The organism is Microcoleus sp. LAD1_D5, from assembly GCF_036702115.1.
Lineage (GTDB): Bacteria > Cyanobacteriota > Cyanobacteriia > Cyanobacteriales > Microcoleaceae > Microcoleus.
In genome coordinates, this window is the sequence record NZ_JAUBSA010000013.1 from 84,674 (window position 1) to 105,213 (window position 20,540).

General features: G+C 47.6%; 13 protein-coding genes, 1 other RNA gene and 1 CRISPR repeat array. Of the genes, 8 read left to right on the top strand and 6 right to left on the bottom strand.

Annotation, left to right across the window (positions count from 1 at the left end; all coding sequences use genetic code 11):
• The first annotated feature begins 8 nt into the window (after window positions 1-8).
• From QUA70_RS08835 to QUA70_RS08845, 3 genes are all read left to right on the top strand, one after another.
• Entirely contained in the window at window positions 9-965 is a 957-nt protein-coding gene (locus QUA70_RS08835) for a GDSL-type esterase/lipase family protein (RefSeq protein WP_333410377.1), read from the top strand.
• 14 nt (window positions 966-979) lie between these two features.
• Window positions 980-1,420 carry a hypothetical protein gene (locus QUA70_RS08840; RefSeq protein WP_333346200.1) on the top strand — a complete coding sequence of 147 codons (441 nt, stop codon included), beginning with the start codon at window positions 980-982 and terminating at the stop codon, window positions 1,418-1,420.
• A gap of 148 nt (window positions 1,421-1,568) precedes the next feature.
• Entirely contained in the window at window positions 1,569-4,382 is a 2,814-nt protein-coding gene (locus tag QUA70_RS08845) for a chloride channel protein (protein ID WP_333326814.1), read from the top strand.
• A 405-nt stretch (window positions 4,383-4,787) separates the two neighbouring features.
• Here the strand turns inward: QUA70_RS08845 and ssrS are convergent.
• Both ssrS and QUA70_RS08855 read right to left on the bottom strand, forming a co-directional pair.
• Window positions 4,788-4,975, bottom strand: a non-coding RNA gene (ssrS, locus tag QUA70_RS08850) — 6S RNA.
• Window positions 4,976-5,025: 50 nt separating this feature from the next.
• Window positions 5,026-6,288 (bottom strand): 5-(carboxyamino)imidazole ribonucleotide synthase, encoded by a 1,263-nt coding sequence (locus tag QUA70_RS08855; protein WP_333346197.1) that lies wholly within the window; start codon window positions 6,286-6,288, stop codon window positions 5,026-5,028.
• A 338-nt stretch (window positions 6,289-6,626) separates the two neighbouring features.
• Here QUA70_RS08855 and purD point away from each other — a divergent pair, with 338 nt between their 5' ends.
• Both purD and QUA70_RS08865 read left to right on the top strand, forming a co-directional pair.
• Window positions 6,627-7,907 carry a phosphoribosylamine--glycine ligase gene (gene purD / locus QUA70_RS08860; protein ID WP_333346195.1) on the top strand — a complete coding sequence of 427 codons (1,281 nt, stop codon included), beginning with the start codon at window positions 6,627-6,629 and terminating at the stop codon, window positions 7,905-7,907.
• A gap of 162 nt (window positions 7,908-8,069) precedes the next feature.
• A complete protein-coding gene (locus tag QUA70_RS08865; protein WP_333346192.1) occupies window positions 8,070-10,256 on the top strand; it encodes an ATP-binding protein in 2,187 nt (728 codons plus the stop codon).
• 209 nt (window positions 10,257-10,465) lie between these two features.
• On the opposite strand, the gene QUA70_RS08870 is transcribed toward QUA70_RS08865, so the two are convergent.
• Both QUA70_RS08870 and QUA70_RS08875 read right to left on the bottom strand, forming a co-directional pair.
• A complete protein-coding gene (locus QUA70_RS08870) occupies window positions 10,466-11,365 on the bottom strand; it encodes a S1 RNA-binding domain-containing protein (RefSeq protein WP_333081864.1) in 900 nt (299 codons plus the stop codon).
• A gap of 99 nt (window positions 11,366-11,464) precedes the next feature.
• Window positions 11,465-12,211, bottom strand: coding sequence for a dienelactone hydrolase family protein (locus QUA70_RS08875; protein ID WP_333326821.1), 747 nt, complete (start codon window positions 12,209-12,211; stop codon window positions 11,465-11,467).
• A 57-nt stretch (window positions 12,212-12,268) separates the two neighbouring features.
• Between QUA70_RS08875 and QUA70_RS08880 the strand changes: the two genes are divergently transcribed.
• Window positions 12,269-12,400: a hypothetical protein gene (locus tag QUA70_RS08880; RefSeq protein ID WP_333326823.1), complete on the top strand. Its 132-nt coding sequence runs from the start codon at window positions 12,269-12,271 to the stop codon at window positions 12,398-12,400.
• 896 nt (window positions 12,401-13,296) lie between these two features.
• Window positions 13,297-15,290: a CRISPR direct-repeat array (repeat unit 37 nt; unit sequence GCCCAAAAAAACCTAAAACCCTATCAGGGATTGAAAC).
• Window positions 15,291-15,372: 82 nt separating this feature from the next.
• On the opposite strand, the gene QUA70_RS08885 is transcribed toward QUA70_RS08880, so the two are convergent.
• A complete protein-coding gene (locus QUA70_RS08885) occupies window positions 15,373-16,575 on the bottom strand; it encodes a glycosyltransferase family 4 protein (protein WP_333326825.1) in 1,203 nt (400 codons plus the stop codon).
• Between the two features lie 108 nt (window positions 16,576-16,683).
• Entirely contained in the window at window positions 16,684-19,008 is a 2,325-nt protein-coding gene (locus QUA70_RS08890; protein ID WP_333326827.1) for an IMS domain-containing protein, read from the bottom strand.
• A gap of 352 nt (window positions 19,009-19,360) precedes the next feature.
• Here QUA70_RS08890 and QUA70_RS08895 point away from each other — a divergent pair, with 352 nt between their 5' ends.
• Together QUA70_RS08895 and pdhA are read left to right on the top strand one after the other, a co-directional pair.
• The gene (locus QUA70_RS08895; protein WP_333326829.1) at window positions 19,361-19,498 is read left to right on the top strand and encodes a hypothetical protein; all 138 of its coding nucleotides are present in this window, start codon (window positions 19,361-19,363) and stop codon (window positions 19,496-19,498) included.
• The gene (pdhA, locus tag QUA70_RS08900) at window positions 19,467-20,504 is read left to right on the top strand and encodes a pyruvate dehydrogenase (acetyl-transferring) E1 component subunit alpha (protein ID WP_333326830.1); all 1,038 of its coding nucleotides are present in this window, start codon (window positions 19,467-19,469) and stop codon (window positions 20,502-20,504) included. The genes QUA70_RS08895 and pdhA overlap by 32 nt, the downstream gene beginning before the upstream one ends.
• The last annotated feature ends 36 nt before the right edge of the window (window positions 20,505-20,540 follow it).

Sequence of the window (20,540 nt, forward strand, 5' to 3'; positions counted from 1 at the left end):
CACATAATATGCGTATTTGTTTTATCGGCGATTCTTTTGTAAACGGTACTTGCGATCCCAAATGTCTCGGTTGGACAGGACGGATTTGCGCGGCTGCTTGCGGACAAGGACACGATATTACCTACTACAATTTAGGAATAAGGGGAGAAACCAGTGCCGATATAGAAACTCGCTGGTTCAGCGAAGTTTCTTGCCGCTTACCTCACTACAGCGACGGCAGAATCGTATTTTCCTTTGGCGTCAACGACACTTACCTAGAAAACGAAAAAATTCGCATAGAAGTTGAGAAATCAATTGAAAATGCCCGCTCTATTCTCACGTCAGCCCAAAATATATTTCCAGTATTAATGGTAGGGCCCCCGCCAGTTATCGATGCCGATCGCACAAGGCGGATTGCCAACTTATCCGAACAGTTTGCCCAAGTGTGCAACGAGTTAAATGTGCCGTATTTAGATGTTTGCACCCCGCTGCAAAAATCGGAAATTTGGCATAAAGAACTTACCGAAAATGACGTTTCCCATCCCCGCGCCGCCGGTTACGCTGAATTGGCTAAAATAGTTCACAATTGGAGCGGGTGGAAAGCTTGGTTTAAAAATATTAATATATCAGATCAAGAGACAGTAACGCTGTTCCGAGCTGTCGGTCAAAAAGAAATGGAACTGATAAAAGAAAGCGATTTTCTGGCATTTCCGCCACGCTTATCCTTTCAGCCTACTTTTTATCCCGTAGTTCACAAAGCCTATGCCATACAAATCGCGCGAGATTGGAATACAAGAGATGCAGCATCGGGATATTTCGGCTATGTCACTCGCTTTCGGGTTGCGGCAGAATTCTTAAAAAAATATCCAGTTCAAAATGTGGGCAGTTCGATTCACCAAGAATATTGGATTCCGGCAGAAGAATTGAGCGAATTTAATCAAAACATTGTGGGAAAAATTGAAATTTTTGCGGAATATCAACCCTAAACTAGGAGCGAACTATGCTAGAATTTAATCAATTTGAAATAGTGAGTTTTGACTGCTACGGCACTCTGATAGATTGGGAAAGGGGGATATTACCTGCCTTGAAACACTTGCTGTTAAATCGGCAAATTGATTTCAGTGATTTGTTTGCTGGTACAGCCCAACACTTAAAAGTTGAATTCGACTGGTTGATTACTGCGGAAAAAGTGCGATCGTACAAACCGTCAACTCGCAACTTTGAAATAGCCCTAGAAACAATGGAAATTTCTGCTGACAAACTCCTGCACGTTGCTCAGAGCATCTATCATGACATTGTACCAGCCGCATCCATGGGAATCTCAACGGTTTGGGTCAATCGCAGACACGACAAAATAGGATTTGGGGCGACACTACCGGCCAGCGGTCAGCCAGACTTGGAAGTGCCGGATTTAAAAACATTAGTAGAGGTTATTGGGTAAATAATCGCAGAGTAACGCAGATTAGTAAAATTCATCTGTGTTAATTTTGGTGCACCTCCGGTTAAAAATTAGTTATATTTTGGCAAGTCGAATGATTTTTCGCTAAAGTCGAGCCGATCAGACAATTCTCAGGTCATCTACGCTATTTATGCCGTACATAACTATCCCTAAACAATTTAGGGAACCTTCCAGGGTCATCAAATCTCAACTGTTTTTACGACCGAAACGCCTCGCTATTTTTGAAGCTTGTCTGATCGGCTTAGTGGCCGGACTGGCCGGTGTTTTGCTAAAGTCAGGAGTCGGATGGCTCGGCAGTTGGCGAGTTGCTACCTCGACATTAATCCCAGCTTGGATATTACTTCCCAGCGTCGGTTTATGCGGCGGGTTGCTGACAGGTTTCTTGGTTGAGCGTTTTGCTCCCGAAACTGCCGGCAGCGGCATTCCTCACGTCAAAGCTGCTCTCGGCGGAGTCAATCTTTCCTTAGATTTGCGAGTAGCCGTCGCCAAACTTCTGACGACTATTTTAGCAGTTGGTTCCGGTTTAACTTTAGGCAGGCAAGGCCCGACTGTGCAAATAGGAGCATCTTTGGCTGGCTGGATAGGTCACTTGATGCCTACTTCCCCAGATTACCGCCGACAATTGATTGCTTGCGGTGCTGCTGCGGGATTAGCTGCGGGTTTCAATGCTCCCATTGCAGGAGTTTTGTTTGTAGTTGAAGAACTGCTGCACGACGTTTCAGGATTGACTTTAGGGACTGCAATTATCGCTTCATTTATCGGTGCAGTTGTCTCGCAGCTTTTGGGGGGCGATAGTTTAAGTTTGAACCTTCGCGCGTACCAAACCAGTTTTGAGGCTCAGGAAATCCCATTTTACATACTATTAGGAGTTTTAGCGGGATTGCTGGGAGCTTGGTTCACCAAAGGGATTATGGCTAGCTTGCAATTTAACAGGCGATCGCTCAAATTAGCTTTGCCTGTGCGAATGGCTCTAGCTGGTCTAATCTGCGGTTCAGTAATAGCTTTTCTTCCAGCAACTTTCCGCGATAATACGGGTTTACGGGAGTTTATGCTGACCGGCGAAGCAAGCGGCATAACGAGTTTAATTGCTTTTATAGCTCACTTTTTTCTGACAATTATTTCCGCTGCTTCTGGAGCTCCGGGAGGATTGTTTTCCCCTGCCCTAGTTCTCGGTTCTGCACTTGGTCACATGGTGGGCATTGTGCAGGCAGATTTCCTGGGTGTCGGTTTGCCGGTAACTTACGCTTTGGCGGGAATGGGAGCGTTTTTTTGTGCGGTTTCTAGAGCGCCAATTACTGCGGTAGTAATTGTGTTTGAAATTACGGCGGATTTCAAATTAGTGCTGCCTTTGATGATCTGTTCTGTAGTTGCTTATTTGGTCGCGGAAAAGGTGGACAGTGGTTCTTTATACGATCGCCTTTTGGAGTTTAACGGCATTCAACTGACAAAGGCAAAAGCTGCGAGCAATACTTTGAGCGACTTGCACGCAGATGACGTGATGCAGTGCCGAGTTGAAACTCTTTCGAGTCTGCTGACTTTCGATGAAGTGATGCAGGCATTTTCGCGATCGCACCACCGAGGATTTCCAGTAGTTGAAGATGGCAAATTAGTCGGAATTGTCAGTCAAACCGATTTGGCAAATGCCAGCGAGCGCAATTTATCCGGCAACTCGCTGCTCAAAGAATTTATGACTGTACAGCCGATCGCAGTCAAAGCAAGGGATACTTTAAGCGAGGTATTGTACAGGCTCAACAACTACAATATCAGCCGCTTGCCAGTCGTAGAAGGCCGGCGTTTGGTGGGAATTATTACCCGCAGCGACATTATCCGAGTTGAATCTGATCGCCTCAGCGGAGAAACAACCCAGGGCCCGCATCCAGAACCTTCCTATGTTGTCTATCAAACCAAAGCTCCGCAAGTCGGAAACGGCCGCTTATTAGTGCCACTTTCCAATCCCCAAACAGCACCCGCTTTGCTGCGGCTGGCGGCTGCGATCGCGCGCGATCGCAATTACGAATTAGAATGCCTGCAAATCATCTTAGTACCGCGCAACAGTTCCCCTTCAGAAAGCACAGTGCGGACAACCAAAAGCCGCCGCCTTTTGCAACAAGCCGAACGAATTATTCGCAATTGGAACTTGCCGGTACACACCCAAATACGGGTAGCTCATGACGTGCCTAACGCGATTCTGGAGACAATTAAGGAGCGACATATCGATTTGATTTTGATGGGCTGGCAAGGCGAATTTTCCACAAAAGGACGCATTTTTGGCGATGTAGTTGATACCGTAATTCGGCAAGCAGGCTGCGAGGTGATTTTGGTTAAATGGAGCGAAAAACTATTAGCAACACGCAAGAAAAACGAGTTTTCTGCCACTTTTAGCGGGCGGAAATATGCGTCTATAGAATGGGAGTTAAATGCCGAAAAAGTTGACGGCGCAGATAATCCCACATTGGCGAGAGCCTCCGATTCATCAGCGACTCCTGAAACTGAATTTTCCCCGCCGAATTCAGACATTCCAGCCCCAGAATTGGGACTGCACACGCTGATGGGTTTGCAGCGCTGGTTGGTGCCTATTCGTGGCGGTTACAAGCAAGCTGCGGCTTTGCGGCTACTACCTGCTTTGGTGGCTGCGAGTGCTGTACCGGAGATTAAATTGTGTCAGGTTCATCAGCCTTCTGTTGCAGAACCCGATCGCGGAGAATTAAAGCAAGCGGCGGAGTTTATCAAGCGCAGGGTTAGCTGTTCGATAATAGCGACTTCGGTTTGCGCTAAATCGGTTTCTGATGCTTTAATTGATTTGGCTCAGAACGATCAGTGCGATGCGATCGTCCTGGGAGCGAGCCGTGAAGGGCTGCTGAAGCAGGTGATTCACGGGAACATCCCGGAAGCTGTGGCGCGCGGGTGCGACTGTACAGTCATTTTAGTGCGATCGGCCTCTTAGCAAAGTCATACCATTTTATTCTTCTTCCCAGGCTCTGCCTGGGAATACATAGCCGGAGGCTCTGTTTCCCATCACTAATACAGCGTATTCCAGGTTTATGAAGTTTATAGACAAAGACTTTCCCCGTGTCTCTGCTGGGGTCGAAGTATCGGTAGTATGTTTTATAAACTAATACGGTTCTGTTAAGGCTTAAATAGTAGACAGATGTGATTTTACTGTTTCAGCCTGCCTATAGTCTGGAAGTAAACCCAATAGAAAGACTGTGGGGGTATATAAAAAAACGGCTTTGCTGATTTACGGTATGAAATTCTAAAGAGGCAAATTAGAGAAACCAGTATTCATAAAGCTTCTGGATTTTCCAATTATTTTTTTCATACCCTGATTAAGCATCGCCCAAAAATTTAATGGTTCCCCGCAACGCCGTCTTACCTCAGCTTTTGACCTGGTATTTTACCAGGTGGGTACCGTTGGCTCGGACTTAAAGTTTCTGGGTACAAGCCCAGTTTACTGCTGTCCAAACATCTTGATTCCCGAGAGTTAAGAGTTATAGATCAAAAAAACATTATTGGCAGTCACCAACGTCGCAGTAGAACCTTTATTTAATATATACCAACTCACCAGATTTTGGCAACCTTCGAGCAATTTAACTTGCATACCATATGGATTCTACGGTTTGAGCGAGATCCTCTGCTGACGATCGCCCCTGAGCCACCTTGTCTGCGTCGAGCACAACTGTAACGTGACCGAGTTTGCGACCCGGACGCGATTCTTTCTTACCATACCAATGGACAAAAGCACCGCTAATTTGTGCCAGTTGTTGTCTTTTTGCTAAATAATCGGACTGGGCCGACTCGTAGCCCAGCAAATTTACCATGACAGCGCCTGCACATTTCAGAGCCGAATTACCTAAAGGCAGTTGACAAACTGCGCGCAAATGCTGTTCAAATTGTGAAGTTTCACAGGCATCAATGGTAAAATGTCCAGAATTGTGGGTACGGGGTGCAATTTCATTGACTAACAGCTTATTATCGGCGGTTAAAAATAATTCAATGCCGAATACGCCGACAGCTTGCAAACTGTTGAGGAGAGTGCGGGCGATCGCACAAGCTTCAGTTTTCACATCTAAGCTAATATCAGCGGGCGCAATCACCAGATGACAAACCTGATTTTGCTGCTGAGTTTCCACTATCGGATAAATCGCAATTTCGCCACTTGCAGATCGAGCCGCAATCACTGCCAACTCGCGATCGAACGGCACAAACTCTTCCACTAGCAAAGACTGACCTAGAAGTCTAGCACGAATTGACTCAAAATTCCCTCGATCCTTAACAATAAAAGTACCTTGACCGTCATAACCGTGGCGGCGAACTTTGACGACAAAGGGAAAGTCGATCGATCCAGCATCCGAGTCTCCTTCCATCTGCACGCTGTCGGAAACAGAAATTGCCGGAAAGTTGATCGCCACCGCCTTAAACAATTCCGGGGGCAAATCTGCGCTGCAATCCCATTCCCAAAACCTCGGAGTTGGCAAACCCAAACCTTGTAAATAACAGCGTTGAACGTACTTATCCAACAAAGGAGAAAGCGACGACAAACTCGGCTGAAATAACACACCTTGCTGTTCTAGCGGCCGCAAACCATCCAAATCCACAAACTCATTTTCAAAAGTAATAACATCGCAGCCATCCGCCAATTGAGCCGTAGACAAAACATCATTAACAGCCCCCAAAACAGCACCAGCAGCAACAGAAACTGCCGGGTCAGTAGCATGGGGAGTTTGCACTACCAATTCAATACCTAGCGCCCTAGCAGCATCCCCCATCATCGAAGCTAGCTGGCCGCCGCCGACAACGCCCACCCGCTTAAATTTGGCAGACGAACTCGCAGCGGTTGGATTTGATTTCATGTGAGTAAAATTCCGCAGAGTCAACCTGCCTATCTTATCGCTATTTGTCCCCGGAGCAATTATAGTAATTGCAGAGTTAAAAGGCAGAAAAGAGTTTTAATTGCCTGATTAAATCGAGGCAGAACCCATAAAAATTGGGCAGCTAAAGTCTTTAATTATTGCACGCTCCCAGCCATTGAGAAACAGCCGTCGAACCCCACTCCTCCAGAAAAGTGCCACATCTAGCCATTCCCTAGCGCCAAGCATGGCATAATTGACAGCACTGCAAAAAGCAGATAGACAGATGCCAACACTGAAAATCAGACATTCAGGGAACAAAATTTATAGGTGAGGATACTGTGAAAGTTTTAGTTGTGGGAAACGGAGGTCGCGAACACGCGATCGCAAAAAAACTGCTAGAATCCACGCGGATTAAACAAGTATTCTGCGTACCGGGCAACGGTGGCACAGCTACCACCCCAGGCTGTCAAAATCTGTCGCTCAACATCGACGACTTCCAAGGCATCGAACGCTTTGTGATGGTCAACAACATCGGATTAGTCATCGTCGGCCCCGAATTGCCCCTATCGCTAGGCATCGCCGACTATTTCCAACAGCGAAAAATGATGATTTTCGGTCCCACCAAAGCCGGCGCCCAAATTGAATCTAGCAAATCCTGGGCCAAAGAATTGATGCTCGAAGCAGGCATCCCCACACCCAAAGCTGCGGTATTTACAGACCCAGAAGCAGCAAAAGCATACGTTCTGGAACAAGGAACCCCAATAGTCATCAAAGCAGACGGACTCGCATCAGGCAAAGGAGTCACCGTTGCCACCACCGTCAAAATGGCTCACAGCGCCATCAACACCATTTTCCGAGGCGAATTCGGCACCGACAACATCCGAGTCGTCATCGAAGAATTCTTAACAGGTCAAGAAGTCTCGATTCTCGCCCTCACCGACGGCATCACAGTGGAACCGTTGCTGCCGGCCCAAGACCACAAAGCTATTGGCGAAGGCGACCAGGGAGCCAACACCGGCGGTATGGGAGCCTACGCCCCAGCGCCCATTGTCACCCCGGAACTCATGGAAAGAATTCAAGAAGAAATTCTCGAACCCACCCTCGCAGCACTGCAAAAACGCAAAATCGACTACCGGGGTGTACTCTACGCAGGGTTAATGATTACCCCCGACGGAGAACCCAAAGTCTTAGAATTCAACTGCCGTTTCGGAGACCCGGAAACTCAAGCGGTTTTGTCGCTGCTGGAAACTCCTTTGGAAGATTTGGTGCTGGCCTGCTGTCAGCAGCGTCTCGGTGAATATTCTATTCGCTGGAAGTCGGGGGCCTCTGTTTGCGTAGTTTTGGCTTCTGGGGGCTATCCTGGAAGTTATCAAAAAGGCAAAGTTATTACAGGTATGGAGGAAGCTGAAGCCAAAGGAGCAGAAGTGTTTCACGCCGGCACCCAGTTAAAGCAGCAGCAGTTGGTGAGCGACGGTGGCCGGGTTTTGGGCGTCACTGCGACGGGAGAAACTTTGGAACAAGCTATCTCCACAGCTTATGCAGCACTTGATTGTATCGAATTTGAAGGGGTCTACTGCCGTCGGGACATCGGTCGCCGATCTCTGGGCGATAAAAATTAGGAATTCCGACATCGGCCGCCATCCGAAAGCCAAGCAATCTCAATGTAGAAATGTAACAATGAAGTTTGGTATCTCTGCGGTGGCGGTAGCGGACAAGTCGCACCAGAAAATTTGATCGGGAGCCAACTGAATTTATCTTGCTTTTAATATTGAACTGGTGAAATGCTGGCCATACTAAACAAAATCGGAGAAATTATTGCCCGCTGGTGGTCGGATTTTACCCTCCAGACCCGCCTGATGGCCGCTGCTACCCTCGTAGTGTCGTTAATTATGAGTGGCCTGACCTTCTGGGCCGTGAATACTATCCAGCAAGACGCCCGACTTAACGATACTCGTTACGGCCGAGACCTCGGCCTGCTGTTGGCGGCAAATGTGGCGCCGCTGATTGCCAAAAGTGATCGCTCCGAAGTAGCCCGCTTTTCCCGCCAATTTTACAGCAGCACCTCCAGCGTCCGCTATATGCTTTACGCAGACGAAGCGGGAGATATTTTCCTGGGAATACCATTTTCGGAATCGGAGGTGGAGACTTCGCTGACGCTGCGCCGCCAGATCAAACTTCCCGATAATTTTCTCGCCGATATTGAGGCGAGAAATTTAACTTCTTTACCTTTGGTGCGGCAGCATTTGACGCCAGACGGAGAAGTTACCGATGTATTTGTGCCTTTAATTCATGAAGACAAATATTTGGGAGTTTTGGCGATCGGCATTAACCCAAATCCCGCCGCAGTTATCTCTTCAAATCTTACTAGGGATGTCACTTTAGCAGTATTTGTCACAATTTGGGTGATGGTAATTTTGGGGGCTGTATTTAATGCCCTGACAATTACTCAGCCCATCAAACAATTAGTCTTCGGGGTGAAAAATATCGCCAGCGGGAATTTTAAGCAGCGAGTTGACCTGCCTTTAGGGGGAGAATTGGGCGAGTTAATCGGCAGTTTTAATGAAATGGCCCAGAAACTCGAAAGTTATGAAGAACAAAATATTGAAGAGCTGACAGCAGAAAAAGCTAAGTTGCAAACTTTGGTATCAACGATTGCTGATGGCGCCCTTTTATTAGACGCAAATTTGCAGGTTATTTTAGTTAATCCGACGGGGATGCGGATTTTTGGATGGGAAGGCAAAAAGGCGATCGGAGTAAATGTTCTTAACCTTTTACCTTCGGAAGTGCAGCAGGACTTGGCGAGACCTTTGCAGGAAATAGCTGCAGGCGATCGCGAAGGCGGCGAATTTCGCATCTCGATGAGCGAACCCGTTAACCGTACAATTCGGATTGTTTTAACTACTGTCATTCTGCACAAAGCGCCCGGTGCCGAACCGCTGTGCAAAAGCTGCATCCGCCATGAGGAAGATACCTGTACCGAACCACAACACCCGGTAGCTGTAGAGTGTACTTTCTACGAGCAAACCTCGAAGCATCAAGGTTCCGGACATTACCGGGAAAGTCTCAAAGGCATTGCAATGACAGTGCAGGACATCACTCGCGAAGTTGAACTAAATGAGGCTAAAAGCAATTTTATTAGCAATGTTTCTCACGAATTGAGAACGCCTTTATTTAATATCAAATCTTTTATCGAGACTCTCCACGAGTACGGAGAAGACCTTCTAGAAAGCGAGCGCAGGGAATTCCTAGAAATTGCCAATCGAGAAACCGATCGACTAACTCGTTTAGTTAACGACGTGTTAGACTTGTCGCGACTGGAATCCTGCCGAGTTTATCACTTGGATGCTGTTGACCTCCCGCAAGCTGTGGAACAAACCCTGCGGACTTATCAGTTAAATGCTAAGGATAAAGGCATTGAATTAGAGCAAGAAGTTGACCCGTATTTGCCACCTGCTTTAGGTCATTACGATTTGCTGCTGCAAGTATTTGCAAATTTAGTAGGAAATGCCTTAAAATTTACGCAGTCCGGCGGCAAGGTGGCAATTCGAGCGTATTTGCTAGAGTCGGAGGCTGCGACTACCAAAGACGGCAAATCCGGGAACCACAACTTGTCACCGAATGCCGGACATTTTCCGGTAGTGCGGATCGAAATTTCTGATACTGGAATTGGCATAGATCCTGAAGATCAACAAGCAATTTTCGATCGCTTTTTCCGTGTAGAAAACCGAGTACACACTTTAGAAGGAACGGGATTAGGTCTTTCTATTGTCAGAAACATTATTGACAAGCACCACACTAAAATTAATTTGGTTAGCGAAGTTAATGTGGGTACGACTTTCTGGTTCGACTTGGCAGTTTATCAGCCGAAACAAACAGTAGAGATGGAGAATTCTTGGCCAGTGGAAGCAAAGGTGGAGACTGAAACAATTGCGAGTCATGTTAGATCGATTCCGGTTGCACCGGAATGATTGTTGACTGTTGATAGTGATATTGTTTCCGGTTGATTAGGAATCAAGAAGAAAGCAGATTAGTTAGATGGGGATTTTTTAATCGCAGATATCAGTTTCGGAACACAGATGAACGCCGATGGGATTTTATCTGTGTCTATCGGCGTCTATCTGCGGTTAAACCTACATTCCTTGTTGTCCGGTAGATGGGGTTCTAATTACGTCAAGACTTAAGAAAGAGTCTTTCGAGCACGTTCCGATCGCTCTTCTGCGGTATCCATAACATCCGCCATTTTATCCACCATTTCCCCTGGGTAATTTTCTAGTACCCGAGTAGAAAGCGAAATCCGGCCACGACTTTCATCGAGGTCAACCACGATCGCTTTCAGGGGTTGACCGGGAGCAAACACCTTTCCAAGGTTATCAATATATTTTTGGCTAACTTGCTTGATGTGCAGCAAACCGCTAACTCCTTCCAAGTCCACAAACACGCCAAAAGGCTTGATGCTGCTGACTTTTCCTTCGACCAACTGACCAATTTGCAAGTCCTTGAAAGCATTCGATTGAGTGGCCATCCGCTGGGAAAGTACGAGTTTTTCCCGTTCGCGATCGACCTCCAAAAAATTAACGCTCAAAGATTGACCGATCAGCGATTCTAGGTTATCGCGGTCCACTAAGTGCGATCGGGGAATAAAACCGCGCATTCCCTGAACATCTACAGTCACGCCGCCCTTATTCGCCCCAGAAACCCGCACCTGAAGAACTTTACCGGTTTCTTGCAATTCAACTAAATCTTCCCAAGCTTGCTGAATTTGTAACTGCCGCAGGGACAAGGTAACTTGGCCATCTGCATCTTGTTCGCGGATAATCAAAAAGTCCCGTTCCTCGTCCAGCGGAACCACTTCCGACAAATCCGTTACTGTTCTCAAAGCAGCCTCTTCGATCGGCAAAAAAGCCGAAGACTTGCCGCCGATATCAACATACGCGCCGTTTGAGTCGTACTCGAACACTTTGCCGCGCACTACTTGTCCTTTCTGGAATTCGTAATTGTGCTGTTCGAGGGCTTTAGCAAAATCATCCATTGAAAAGGATGCTTTTGCGCTTTGAGAACCTGTAGATTTGGAATTCATGTCAGTTTAGTTGTCAGTTGTCAGTAATTTAGTTGGCAGTCGTCAGTAGAAAAAATTTTCCCACTCTCCCCATCTCCCTATCTCCCCATCTCCCACTCTCTAAGCTGGTTGAAGTTGCTGATGAAATAGCTGCTTCACCTGCATCCACGAGTCGGCTGCTGCCGTAGCGTCGTAACTGCCGCGGTGGTCGCAGAAGAAGCCGTGATCGGCATTGTAGCGGAAAATTTGGTGAGAAATACTGTGTTTTTGCAATTCTGCGGCGATTTGGTCAACTTGTTCTAAGGGAATGCTGGGGTCTTGGGTGCCAAAAAAGGCGTAGAGAGTGCCTTTAATGTCTGCTGTGCGGGCGATCGTGGGGGTTCCGCCGCCGGGGGTTTGGGTGGCGATACCGGCGCCGTAGAACGACGCTGTAGCCTTGATTTCGGGCAAAGTAGCGGCAAGGTAGGCGACGTGTCCTCCAAAGCAGAAACCAATGCAGCCAAAACCTTCTTGTTTGACAGAGGCTAGAGTTTTGAGGTAATCGATGGTGGCTTGGATATCGCCCAGAAGTTCGGAAGCTGTGGTTTTTTCTTTGTATTCTCTGCCGATTTGGATGGCTTCGGGTGTGTAGCCGGTTTCAAAGCCGGGGGCTTGACGCTGGTAAATGGCTGGGGCGATCGCCACATATCCTTCTTTTGCTATTCTTTCAGTAACTTCGCGGATGTGCGAGTTGACGCCAAAGATTTCTTGAATCACGATAACTGCGGGAAATTGCCCTGGGGAGGCTGGCTGGGCTAGGTATGCAGCTATTTGCAAATCCCCGTTAGGAACTGTGATGTTTTTGGTGCTAATTTCGGCTTTTGTCATCGGGAGTTTTAAGGTAAATGCCACTCTACTGATTTTAAGTTAATTTGGGGATTTTGTATGCAATTTGCCAATAATATTTTTCGGAACTGGGAAGCGCAAATACTGCAAATCTGGCAGGTTAAAATTCGCTATTTATTGAAGGTTTTGGTTTTGCTGAATAAGTCGGGGCAAATCACTCCTAGCAATTAATTGGGGATTCAATCCCGGTAAAATATAACTTGTTATCTGTGATTTGCTAAAGCATAGATTTTGATAAGGCTACGATTGGGAAGCTTTTGTCTGGCTTTTTGGGGAGATTTTCTAGATAAGCGTCTAACTCGATTAGCTGTTCAATATGAGCTAATCTTTTTTTGATATATCGGAGTTTTTTTTTAATCTATTTGCTTTCTGGTTGGCGGAAGCGTTGTGGTTTTTTAGCTAATTTTAAGTAGTTTTTTATGGCTATATTGCGGTAGGTTATTGGTTTTTCCTTGAGCTTCCCTTTATGGGCAGTGGATGTAGTAGAGTGTGTTTGAGTGTGGTGAGTTAAGTGAGACTGAGTATGGTAAGTTACGATCGCCATGCCGAACAAAGTCATGCAACCAGTTGAGGAGATTGATGCTCAAGTGGGCGCTTGAAGCAATCAGAGAGGATAAGCGAACAAAGTCCTGCAACCAGTTGAGGAGATTGATGCAGGCTAGGACTCAAGTCTAAGTTACGATCGCCACGCCAAAGAAAGTCATCCAACCCAAGGAAGACAGTATTTTGTTTTTTCCGCTGTGCGTTTGCTGTCAGGCTAAGATCGAAGGTATTGGTGGGATAGAGCCCGTTGAGCGCAAAATATTTTTTGCTGAGTTTCCGTGAATGGGTAGGTGTTAAAATCGGGGTATCAAATTTTTCGGCTCAAACTCATGTGCAGCAATAGTTTGATGCCCATATTCTGAAAAAACGATTGACGGAAAGTCTGTAAGCTCTACAGGATAAGGTTTTGCAGGGAGTATGGAAAATCTGGTATTGACAAGCCGAAGGCTGCAATGGTACTTTTGTTGTTGACTGACGCAACTGCACCTTGAAAACTAAATACACCCTGGCTTCTGGAACGGGCGGCCCAAAAAAACCTAAAACCCTATCAGGGATTGAAACTATAATATACATACTTTATTGTTAAATCAACAAAGGCCCAAAAAAACCTAAAACCCTATCAGGGATTGAAACGGAATTGCTTCTTTATGCACCGGGCGCTTGAAACCCAAAAAAACCTAAAACCCTATCAGGGATTGAAACATTTTCCCTCCTTAAGGTAAACCCATCATTTGATCCCAAAAAAACCTAAAACCCTATCAGGGATTGAAACTACAAAAAACAGTAAATTCACCCAGGTGGGTTCCCGCCCAAAAAAACCTAAAACCCTATCAGGGATTGAAACTTTTGATTGTGATTTCGGAGGAGAGACAAGCAAGCCCAAAAAAACCTAAAACCCTATCAGGGATTGAAACTCGTACTGTCCCCGACCAACTCCGCTTGTTGTAACGCCCAAAAAAACCTAAAACCCTATCAGGGATTGAAACTTTGTTGCTGTTTACGACTACCTGAGCAAGTGCGTTAAAGCCCAAAAAAACCTAAAACCCTATCAGGGATTGAAACGCAAAGCACTTTGGCAGTGGTGCTTTACTCGCTTGGAGGCCCAAAAAAACCTAAAACCCTATCATGGATTGAAACTGGCATTATTCCACATACTGTGTAAGATTCTCTCGCCCAAAAAAACCTAAAACCCTATCATGGATTGAAACTCCAAGAATTCTCCATATCGGCAGCGTTTCTTAAGCCCAAAAAAACCTAAAACCCTATCAGGGATTGAAACCGATCCGAGTTTGAATGCACATAGTTTTTGTGGTGCCCAAAAAAACCTAAAACCCTATCAGGGATTGAAACATCGGGCGCGACGTTGAAGTCGTGACCTGCAGGAATCCGCGCCCAAAAAAACCTAAAACCCTATCAGGGATTGAAACATGGCGAACGGAAAAGAGGAACCATTGAGCTTAAACGCCCAAAAAAACCTAAAACCCTATCAGGGATTGAAACATCAGTTGAGCAAAAAGTCCAGCGTTGATGATGAGCCCAAAAAAACCTAAAACCCTATCAGGGATTGAAACCACCCGATGGCCGCCGATGAATGCCGCTATTGCTCCAAAGCCCAAAAAAACCTAAAACCCTATCAGGGATTGAAACTGCGAGCCAGTGGGATTACCTCTACCCCTCCGAAGTCGCCCAAAAAAACCTAAAACCCTATCAGGGATTGAAACCAGAGTTCGCAGAAAAGTACAACGAGATTTTAAATAGCCCAAAAAAACCTAAAACCCTATCAGGGATTGAAACTCATACCAAACCGAGCTAAAAGCGTCTGTGATTCGGCCCAAAAAAACCTAAAACCCTATCAGGGATTGAAACCAGCTTTTCTCGACCGTAATTCGCTTGCTTGCGAACTCGCCGGAAAAAACCTAAAACCCTATCAGGGATTAAAACCACATTCGCGGGGGCAACACCGATTCGCCGATGATCGCGCCGGAAAAAACCTAAAACCCTATCAGGGATTGAAATTTGCTTGATGAAGCGGCCATATTTCTTGGCGATGCCGGAAAAAACCTAAAACCCTATCAGGGATTGAAACACCAACAGTTTCAGCAACACCCATATCTGAAAACGCCGGAAGAAACCTAAAACCCTATCAGGGATTGAAACCTGCGATTGGTACACGGTGAGGAAGTGCGCTCGGCCGGAAAAAACCTAAAACCCTATCAGGGATTGAAACAGAGGGATATCCGCCGCACCCGGTGCTAGCAAAATAGGCCGGAAAAAACCTAAAACCCTATCAGGGATTGAAACCTTACCGGGTAAGTTGCCACTGAATTGATAGAGTGCCGGAAAAAACCTAAAACCCTATCAGGGATTGAAACGCTTGGTACACTGGGGAAAGACCAGAGGCTATTTTAGCCGGAAAAAACCTAAAACCCTATCAGGGATTGAAACAGGTAGGGAATAGTGAAGGGAATTGTCGTCTCCCTCGCCGGAAAAAACCTAAAACCCTATCAGGGATTGAAACTTTGCCCCGCTACTTGGTTGCGACAAAGCCACCACTGGCCGGAAAAAACCTATTTCCCCATCGAGGGCTTGAAACGCCCAAACTACAAAATTATTGGCTCAAAAATAGACCTCTCCTCTCTCTTTTTATCTCCTCCCATAACCTCAAGCAATCGATCGACTACGCGCCTCCAAGTAAAATTTTCAGCCACAAAAGCCGGGCCCGCAACCCTCGCTGTCGCAGCCAATCCAGGCTGTTCGATCGCCCCTTGCATCAAATCAGTCAAATGTTCCCACTCAGGAGCTAAGATAAATAAGGTTTCCCCGTCACTCACCACAGCCGTAAATTTACTCTCAATCCGCAGTGCAAAGTTCGATCGCGTAAAATCATCGGTAGGGCCGCCCGCAGTGCAAATAATCGGCAAACCGCAAGCCACAGCTTCCAACACCGGCAGATTAAAACCTTCTGCCAAATAGGGAGAAACATAAACATCTGCTGCTTGGTAAAACTCAGCTATTTGAGCAAAAGATAGCTGGCTACCAGTATAAATTAATCTCGGTAAAACCCTCGCTCTTTCGGCATCGTTGAGCACAACTCGGCAGGCTTCCGCAATCTCGTCTCTAGACGGATAAAGCAGTTCAGAACCTTTTAAAACTAATCTCGCATGGGGATATTTGTCAACTACCGCAGCGAAGGCTTTTAATAAAGGGCGAATACCTTTGCGATCGGTTTGTCCTCCGATATTTAAAAATATAAAATAGTTTGACCAGCCGAAGCTTTGGCGCAGCGATTGACGCCGATCACCCGCAGCAGGATAATAAATCTTAGGATCGACACCCAAAGGTACGACGGCAATGCGATCTGCCTCAACTCCGCTGCGAATTAAGCCGGCTTTTGACCAAGCTGAAGGTGTAATAATTTTCGTTTCTGAATTAACGGGGGTTTGGGCGATCGACTTAACACCCATCGCCTGTAATACTGAACTGGTAATAATCCCCCATTCTGTGGCTGCAAATACCCAAGTTTGAGCGCTGGTGGAGGCCGAGAAGTCCCACGGGCAGTACATTCGCAGGGTAACATCGGCTGACTGATTTACCGCAGGGTTCTTAATGCTGCGAAGTAATGTTTCATTTGGGCGATCGAACAAACTAATTTTCGTCTCCCAAGCTGCGTCAATGTAGGGCATATCGCGGTGGAAAAGCTCAATTTGTCCTCGCGGGCGATCGAGCATTTCCAGCAGTTGAAATTGATTGGCTACGCAATAGGAATGATAAATAAAACGCCAGCCTTCAACAATAATCTGCAATTCACAACTCCCGCTTTTGGAATTAAAAATTTAACTAATAATCAGAAATTGGTAATTAGCAAATAGCAAGCAGAAATTACCAATTACCAATTACTAATTACCAATTCCTTACTTAATCACTTGCCAATCCATAATCCGCCACTGTCCCTCTTGGCGGATCAAGTCGTAGCGCACCCGCAGGTTTTCATTGCGCGAAGAAACGAGCTGAGCACGATCGAACACTTCGGCTTTTTCCGCGACTTGGGCTTCTACTTGAGCGCGATCGGGATTAGTCGGATTCGTGTTAACTCCATTAACTTGCAGCTTGTGTACATAACGCTGGTGCGCGTTGTTTCGCTGTTGAGCTTCTGCCATCAATTGCCAGCGAGACAAAGCCGGTTCTGTCAGAACTTGCTTTAATTCTTCGACAGCGTGGTTAGGGCCCAAAGCCGCTGCTTTCGCCGACAGCCAGCTTTGAACTATTTGTTCGGCTGATGCCTCCGTGATTTCTCCCGACACTGCGCCTGCAGCGCTCGGCTCCGGGGCCGCGGCCAAGGCAGGGATTTCTACGGGCGGTTCTTCCAAACGGACGAGGGCTTGCTCTCCTTGGAGGGATGGGCCCGATAGGGCTTGCATCGCGCTAGCCAACAGACTGAGTATTAACCACAGGAATAACAGGCTCAGGACACCTGCGACTAGAAACAAAGCCAGCCTGTTTGGAGGCATGGACTTGACTTGGGCGGTAATTTCTGCTGCCTTGGTGCGCGCCCGATCGGCAAAATCGCCCTTTAGCCCATTGCCGCTTGCTCCGCTGCGCCCTGAATGTTGGCGTCTGCGTTGTTTGGAAGTCGAGTCTGCGGGGTGTGGCACGGTAGCTATCGGGAGAGAGACGGCGGCAGCAGCGGGGCTCGGCGCAGCCACAGTTGCCTGAGATTTCGCGTTCGAGGCTGCGGTGGAAGCGTCGCCCGGTACGGGGGTCAAGGTGACGGTACTGGCTCCCTGCTTCGCTGTGGGTGGCTGTGCGGGTATGGCAGCGGGCGATCGGCCTGCGGTCGGTTGCAGCCGCCCTGGGGGCTTGCCGGAGCGGGGCTGTACGACGACCCATTCGTTGGCGGTTTCTGCGTCCTGTGGCAAAGCTTCTAGGTAAGCTTGTACTTTCGGGTCGGCAAAGTAGTCTTTCAAGGACACTGACTCGTTGGCCAAGTCGCGGAAGTGGGGAAACACTTCTTCTTGTAGCCAATGTTCGGCGTACAAGCAAAGTCCGGGCAACAAGTCGGGAGAATCTTGGGAATGTTCGCGAATGAAGGCCAGGGGTTCTTTTTCCGAACTGAGTTCGAGGGAGCGGCTGGCTTCTTCTGTCTGGCCCAGCAGCAGGGAACAGACGGCTTTTTCCAGGTGAACGTCTTGGCGGCGACCGAGCTGCATCAGCATCAGCTTGGCGCGACGGATCATCGATGGCTGTCTGGCGGCAAATCCTTGGGCTAACAGGGTGTAGACCGAGAGGTAAGTGGCGACTGCGGAGGGGCGGCCGGCTTCGGCTTCAAATAGCGCCTGCTGCTCGCTGCTGGTTAGGTGTTTACGCATTTGCTGCACGAACCGGAGGAAGTCTTCTATTCCTAAACCCGATCGATCGTCTCCCGAACCGTCGATACCGCCTCGTTCTTGAAGCATTTCTCGCAGGATTTGCAGTCCCCGGCGACGCTCATCGACTTTTTCTTCGGGGAGTGATAATAGCTCTAAAATGTTGTACGGACGGAGTTTGTATATGTCGGCTTGCATTTCACCCCTCACGCTTGCAAATAGGCTTTCGCGCAGCAGCAATTCTTGACCTGCTTCTAATGATTTTGCGGCATTTTCGTACTGACCTTGCTGCCACTGTTCGCGGCCGAGTTCTAGACAGGCAAGGCTGACGGTTAAAACTATATCTGGCCTCACGAGCTCTTTGTCGCCGAAACGACCTTCTGCGATCGCGATGCTGCCATTGTTAAGATACGGGCGACCCAGCTTCTGTACGAGTTCGTATTCTCCCAGTTCTTGCAGTATGAGCAGGGCTCCTACGAATTGGTTGTCATCGATTTCAATACTTGGAGTGTGGGGGTCGGGAGCTGCCTCTAAAGCCTTGGACTCTGCCGGAGCGGTTTCTCCTGCGTCTTGCAGGAATGTGTCCGTGCCTGCTGAGGTTTTTGACCTCTGGTGCTTGGCTTCCTGTGCGGCTTCCGACTCTCGATCGTAAGTTTTGGCTAAAAAACTGGCATCGTAAGCTTTGCGCCCCTCTGAGTCTGACAGAACGGCGCAGGCTTCATCGAGCAGTTGTTTGCGGGCGACAATCGCAACTTCGGAATACTCCCTGCGCGGAAGCTGTAAAGTTCGATCGCGGTGAGCCTGCTGCAACTGTTCGGCAGTAGCTTGAATCGGTAGACCCAAAATCCGGTAGTAATCTAGTGGAATTAACATAAGTTAAAGAACTGTCCACTTCCCCAAAGCGCTAGCAACTGAATTAGCCTATCTTAAGTGACATACTCCCGCAAACCAAATCAAAAATTCTGGTGTTGGCTTCCAACCGCCCCATTCACGGTATGTTGGACTTGCCGTAGAGATACTCTGATTTTTTTCCCTCTAGGGCGTTTTACAGTGAGGAAAATGCAAAGGCTCACTGCCCGTCAGCTAAATGAGTGGTTTGACTCTTGAGCATTTTCGGGTTTGAGAGTAATGGAATTATATCATTCGTGTGCATGGGGTTTAGATGGGAGTTGGTTCTCCGAGTCCCGGCAATCCGCCCCGAGGGCCAAACTCATTTTAACAATTGGTGAAGTGCTGCACAGAAAAGGTGCGATCGTTTTCTGCTGCGGTTGTGTCCCATCTCGGTTTAAATTTAGATGTCAAGGAAGCCGATCGTCGGGTATTAATTATTTATGGTTCAGGAACGGACTTTACCAGTTTTTGACGCGCAAAGCGTAACCATTTCTCGGGATGAGGGCTTAATGCTCTACGAGGATATGGTCTTGGGGCGCTATTTTGAGGACAAGTGTGCTGAGATGTACTACCGGGGCAAAATGTTTGGTTTTGTCCACTTGTACAACGGTCAGGAAGCTGTCTCTACTGGCGTGATTCGAGCGATGCGCCGGGATGACACCGATTACGTCAGCAGCACCTACCGCGATCACGTTCACGCTTTGAGCGCGGGCGTGCCGGCGCGGGAGGTAATGGCGGAGTTGTTCGGGAAGGAAACTGGTTGCTCGAAGGGCCGCGGCGGTTCGATGCATATGTTTTCGGCCGAACACCGACTGTTGGGAGGTTATGCTTTTGTGGCTGAGGGGATTCCTGTAGCTACGGGGGCGGCTTTTCAATCGAAGTACCGCCGCGAAGCTTTGGGGGATGAGAGTTCCGATGGCGTGACTGCTTGTTTTTTTGGCGATGGTGCCGCAAATAACGGGCAGTTTTTTGAGTGTTTGAATATGGCGGCTTTGTGGAAGTTGCCGATTATTTATGTTGTGGAAAACAACAAATGGGCGATCGGAATGGCCCACGAGCGAGCTACTTCTGATCCGCTGATTTACAAAAAAGCTCATGCTTTTGGCATGGCTGGTTTTGAGGTTGACGGGATGGATGTTTTGGCGGTGCGGGAAGTGGCGAAGGAAGCTGTGGCGCGGGCGCGAGCCGGCGAGGGACCGACTTTGATTGAGGCTTTGACTTATCGCTTTCGCGGCCATTCTTTGGCCGATCCTGATGAATTGCGTTCTAAGGAAGAGAAGGAATATTGGTTCCCCCGCGATCCAATTAAGAAGTTGGCTGCTGATTTGATCGATCGAACTTTGGCAACTGCTGAAGAATTGAAAGAGATCGATAATAAAATTCAAGCAGTAATTGATGATGCAGTCGATTTTGCTGAGAAAAGCGCTGAGCCAGATCCTAGCGAATTGTATCGGTTTATCTATGCAGAAGATGAGTAAGCTTTTGTGCATTTAACTTGTATGTTTAGGGCTGCC